Here is a 4987-nt window from a genome sequence, read left to right as displayed (position 1 = left end):
CATACATAAAAGAGCGACGCCGTGGTATTTTTAATGTTTAAACGTAGTATAGAAACGCTGAAGGGGGCAGAATAATGAATGTTCGAAGAATAATTCCCTGTCTTGATATAAAAGACGGAAGAGTGGTTAAGGGAGTAAATTTTGTTGATTTTCGTGACGCAGGTGATCCTGTTGAATGTGCAAAAGCATATCAAGACGCCGGAGCAGATGAAATAGTTTTTCTTGATATCTCTGCCACCAGTGAAGAACGTGACACTGTTGCGTGTCTAGTAAACAAAGTCGCAGCGCAGCTTTCTGTCCCGTTTTCTGTAGGAGGAGGAATTCGCACAGTAAATGACATGAGTGTGATACTTAACGCAGGAGCTGATAAGGTCTCTTTAAATTCGGCCGCTGTAAAGAATCCCTCTCTTATATCAGAAGGAGCGGAGGCATTCGGTAGCCAGTGTATTATTGTTGCTATAGACGCGAAACAAAAAGCTGAAGGAAGCTGGGAAGTTTTTATAGCCGGAGGACAAAATGCCACTGGGCTAGACGCAGTTGAATGGGCAATGAAAGCAGAACGTCTCGGCGCAGGAGAAATTCTTTTGACAAGCATGGATAAAGATGGCACAAAGTCAGGTTATGATCTGGAACTTACCGCGGAGATCAGTAGCAAGGTCAAAATTCCCGTGATAGCTTCCGGAGGAGCGGGAACTTACGAACACTTTTATGATGTTCTTACAAAGGGAAAGGCAAGTGCAGTTTTAGCTGCCTCGCTCTTCCATTTTAATGAAATTCCTATTCCAAAACTTAAAGAGTATTTACAAAAACGTGGCATTTTAGTAAGTAAATAGTCAACGCGGAAAGTGTAAGAGAAGTCACATTCGCTAAGCAAATTTCAAGATTTGACTCGTAATAGTTTGTGCAACGGAAGAGTCGTTTTTGAGGCCATAAAACATACTGCATAGATAAAAACAAGTCTGTCCTTTGAAATTAATTAAGGACAGACTTTTCATATATGCACTAAAGATCGTGCTTTTTATATAGTGATTGTTTTTAGCGGATCAGTTTATTGAAAATTTATATTATTTCTTTAGGCGTAAAGTGGCTGCCATTGCGTGAGCAGAAAGTCCTTCGTTCCTTGCCATAATATCAGCAGTGTTAGCAAGTTCTTTTATTCCAATTGCTGTAATGCGCTGGAAAGTGCAGACCTTTAGAAAAGTCATTACAGACACTCCGCCTGTGTAACGAGCAGCGCCGCTTGTTGGTAGAGTATGGTTTGTTCCTGCCACATAGTCGCCAAAAACCTCAGCTGCTCCCTCTCCAATAAATAAAGAACCATAATTGCGAAGCAAGGGTTCAATGGAATCGGGATTTGAAATATTAATCTCAAGGTGTTCTGGTGCTAGCTCATTTGCAATCTCTGCTGCTTCTTCAAGAGAGTCAACAATGATTATCTGTCCATTGTTTTTCCAAGAAACAGAAGCAACCTCAGCTGTGTCCAACTCAAGCAGCTGGCGCTCAATCTCTTTTTCTACATTTTTAGCAAGTTCCAACGAAGTAGTAACAAGAATTCCTATTGCATCAAGATCATGCTCTGACTGTGCCAACAAGTCAGCTGCAACTATATCGACACGAGAGTTGTCATCGGCAATTATAAGCACCTCACTGGGTCCTGCAATAAAATCTATTCCTACTCGACCATAAGCTTGGCGTTTTGCTTCCGTTACATATTTGTTTCCGGGGCCAACAATCATTGCGACAGGCTTGATGCTTTCCGTTCCATATGCGAAAGCTGCAATTGCTTGTGCCCCACCAACTGCGTAGATTTCATCAGCACCTGCGATATGAAGTGCAGCTGTAGGTGCTGGATGAGGAAGAGTGCTACCTTGCATTGGAGGAACAGCAGCACAAACTCGTGGCACTCCAGCCACCTTTGCTGGAATTGCAAGCATAAGGGCAGACGAAAAGAGAGGGTAACTGCCTCCGGGAACATAGCAACAGCAGGAATCTACTGGGATAACCTTGTGACCCAAGAAAACGCCTGAAGAGGTTTCTGTAGACTCAACAGAATGCAGGCTACTTGCCTGTATTTCCGCAAAATTCTTTATGTTTTTTGCGGCGACTTCAATTGCTTCTCTTAGTTCTTTCGAAATACTTGAGCATGCTTTTTCGATTTCTAAGTCAGAGACTCTGAAGGATTCAGCGGGAGCTCCTCCGAATTTTACGTTGTACTCAGAAAGAGCCTTGTCTCCATCACGTCTTACTTTTTCAATAATTTCTTTCACAGTTGAAAACACAGAAGAAGTATCTTCGACTTTTTTCTTAATTGCTTCCTTATATATGTACATTAGAATCACTCACAATCGTGTATTATTTCGTCAAGTTAAAATAACACTATAAACAGGGTGTGTCAACAAAAATCAGTCAACGAAACTCTTTCTATATTATGCACTAAGAGTTAGATTTAAAAGAGTGACCGAAAACTTTGTGCATAATAACAAGTTGTAATTTGATATCTACTAACAAAAACCGTCAAAAAAATGTGATTAAGAACAATCAATTGAATAAAAAAGACATAGACATTAAAAATGAAAAGTCAGGGGATGTTGCAGTAACTTAGAAAAACAGTAATTAAAAACCATAAAAAAGTTTTATAATCAATCAAGTTGTGTTAAAATCGGACCTTAGTGTTATGAATTGGGGTTACAGGGAAAAGTAGATTAAGGATAAGGGCTCGTGTATTTCGATTTACCTTTGCACGACAATTTGTAACATTCGAGAAAGAGGCAGGGTAAAGATGTCATTATCGAGTGCAGAAAGATTTTTGGAAGATCTTTTAACAAATCCTTCATTTTTATTAAAAATGGCAGAGCTTCCAGAAGCTGAGATTGCGCCTGCTCTCAGACAGGCCGGGTTCAATTTTACGTCCAAAGAAATTGATGATTTAGTATGTAAAGAATTTTATAATATAAAGAACAGGCTTCATTTAGGAGAAGGGGATGTACGTGATCTCATTATGCAAAAGTGGGGCAAATATATGCCATAAACATTGCTTCTGTACAACGTTTCTTTCCCAAAAATTTTCCTAATATGTGCAAAGAATCTCTTTATTTTTACGACAATGATGATAGAATTATCAAATTATATATGGGGCAGAGTTATTTTTTGCGCTGTAGATGTTTTATATGTAAAAACACAAGTCGAGCTAAATGTTCAAGGAGGAAAAATAAATGAGACTTCCATCATTCTGGGGAGGGATACACCCACCACAGAATAAAGAATTAACTGTAAACAAAGAAATAGAAAATTATTTACCCGTGAGTGAATTAGTTTTTCCAATGGCGCAAAATCTTGGGGCCTTAAGCCAGCCGGTGGTAAAAAAAGGCGACAACGTACTCGTAGGACAAAAACTTGGAGACAGCGATGCGTTCGTTTCTGCTCCAATTCTTTCAAGTGTTTCTGGAACAGTTAAAGATGTTGGCATGCGTCTCACTACAGCAGGATTACTTGAAACATGTGTGGTAATTGAAAATGATGGAAAATATGACAAAGACTCATCTTGGACTCCCTTGTTAAATTACGAAAATAACGATCCAAAAGAATATATTGCACGTATACGTGAGGCTGGAATAGTCGGTTACGGTGGCGCAACCTTTCCAACGGCAGTAAAGCTTACACCCCCCAATCCAAAGTGTATTAAATGGCTCATAGTGAATGCTGCCGAATGTGAACCATATTTGAATTGTGACAATAGGCTTATGATTGAAGAGCCAGCAAAAATTGTTAAAGGACTAAAGCTTTTAATGAGGCTCTTTCCTGAGGCAGAGGGTGTTATTGGAATAGAAAACAATAAACCCGAAGCCATTGCAGTAATGGAGAAAGAGCTAAAAAAACAAAATGCATTTAAAATATCTTTACAGCCTCTTGTGGTTAAATATCCTCAAGGAGCCGAAAAAATGTTGATAGAAGCTCTAACAAAGCAAGAATATGTTGTGACTGCTCTTCCAGCAGATGTAGGCTGTATTGTTTTGAACGTTCGCACAGTTCACCAGATATATGAAGCAATAGCTGAAGGTACACCTTCCGTAACTCGTATTGTCACAGTAACAGGAGACGCTATTGTAAATCCAAAAAATATACGTATGCCGCTTGGAACCTCTATTCGTGAGCTTATAGAATTTTGCGGTGGTTTCAAAGAAGAGCCAGCCAAAATAATTTCTGGTGGCCCAATGATGGTGGTAACACTGCGCTCAATGGAAGTTCCCATCGTTAAAAGTACTTCTGGAATTCTCGCATTAACCAAAAAATCAGCACACCTGGGAGAAGAGTTTGCATGTATCCGTTGTGGACGTTGCGTAGACGCTTGTCCAGTAGGGCTGTTACCGAATACATTAAATAAAGTTGTACTTCTGCGTGATTATATAACGTTTGAAGAAATGGGCGGGCTCAACTGTATCGAGTGTGGTTCTTGCTCATACGTATGCCCTGCAAGCCGTCATTTAACACAGACCTTCCGCGATGGAAAGGTAACTGTAATGGCAATGAATAGAAAGGCGGCTGTAAAATAATGGAAAAACTTTTGACAATTTCAAGTTCACCGCACATTCATGCAGAACAAGACACACAAACAGTAATGCTTTGGGTGCTTGCCGCTCTTGTTCCTTCAGGGCTTGCCGGAGTATATTTCTTTGGTATGCGCGCTTTCGTGCTAATGCTAGTCTGTGTAATCACTTGTCATCTTTCAGAATTCGTTTGGCAGAAGCTGGCAAAGCAAAAAATAACTATCAATGACTTTTCTGCTGCTGTTACTGGGCTTTTGCTTGCATATAATCTACCTCCAACAATGGAGTACTGGAAGGCAATAATAGGTTGTATTTTTGCAATAATAGTAGTCAAACAATTCTTTGGCGGTATTGGCTGTAATATTGTAAATCCTGCTCTTGCTGGACGTGCAATGATGGTCGTAAGCTGGCCCGTAGCTATGACAACTTGGACTATTGATGGT

Annotated in this window: 5 protein-coding genes; 4 read left to right on the top strand and 1 reads right to left on the bottom strand. The window is 39.9% G+C overall.

From position 1 onward, the window contains the following. Nucleotides 1-74 precede the first annotated feature (74 nt). Nucleotides 75-833, top strand: a complete 759-nt coding sequence (gene hisF / locus GXZ13_05045; GenBank protein ID NLX75185.1) for an imidazole glycerol phosphate synthase subunit HisF — start codon at nt 75-77, stop codon at nt 831-833. Nucleotides 834-1064: 231 nt separating this feature from the next. Here the strand turns inward: hisF and hisD are convergent, their stop codons facing one another. After that, nucleotides 1065-2330, bottom strand: a complete 1266-nt coding sequence (gene hisD, locus GXZ13_05040; protein NLX75184.1) for a histidinol dehydrogenase — start codon at nt 2328-2330, stop codon at nt 1065-1067. 449 nt (nt 2331-2779) lie between these two features. On the opposite strand from hisD, the gene GXZ13_05035 reads away from it, so the two are divergent. From GXZ13_05035 to GXZ13_05025, 3 genes are all read left to right on the top strand, one after another. After that, a complete protein-coding gene (locus tag GXZ13_05035) occupies nt 2780-3028 on the top strand; it encodes a Nif11 family protein (protein ID NLX75183.1) in 249 nt (82 codons plus the stop codon). Nucleotides 3029-3212: 184 nt separating this feature from the next. Next, complete coding sequence (gene rsxC, locus GXZ13_05030; GenBank protein NLX75182.1) at nt 3213-4550, top strand: electron transport complex subunit RsxC; 1338 nt, start codon at nt 3213-3215, stop codon at nt 4548-4550. Then, on the top strand, nt 4550-4987 hold a 438-nt coding region (locus GXZ13_05025), incomplete at its 3' end, for an RnfABCDGE type electron transport complex subunit D (GenBank protein ID NLX75181.1). The genes rsxC and GXZ13_05025, both read left to right, overlap by 1 nt.

Source organism: Synergistaceae bacterium, from assembly GCA_012728235.1.
Taxonomy (GTDB): domain Bacteria; phylum Synergistota; class Synergistia; order Synergistales; family Synergistaceae; genus JAAYFL01.
The sequence above is the reverse complement of the archived record's forward strand: the minus strand, read 5'-3'. Positions and strand labels throughout refer to the sequence as shown.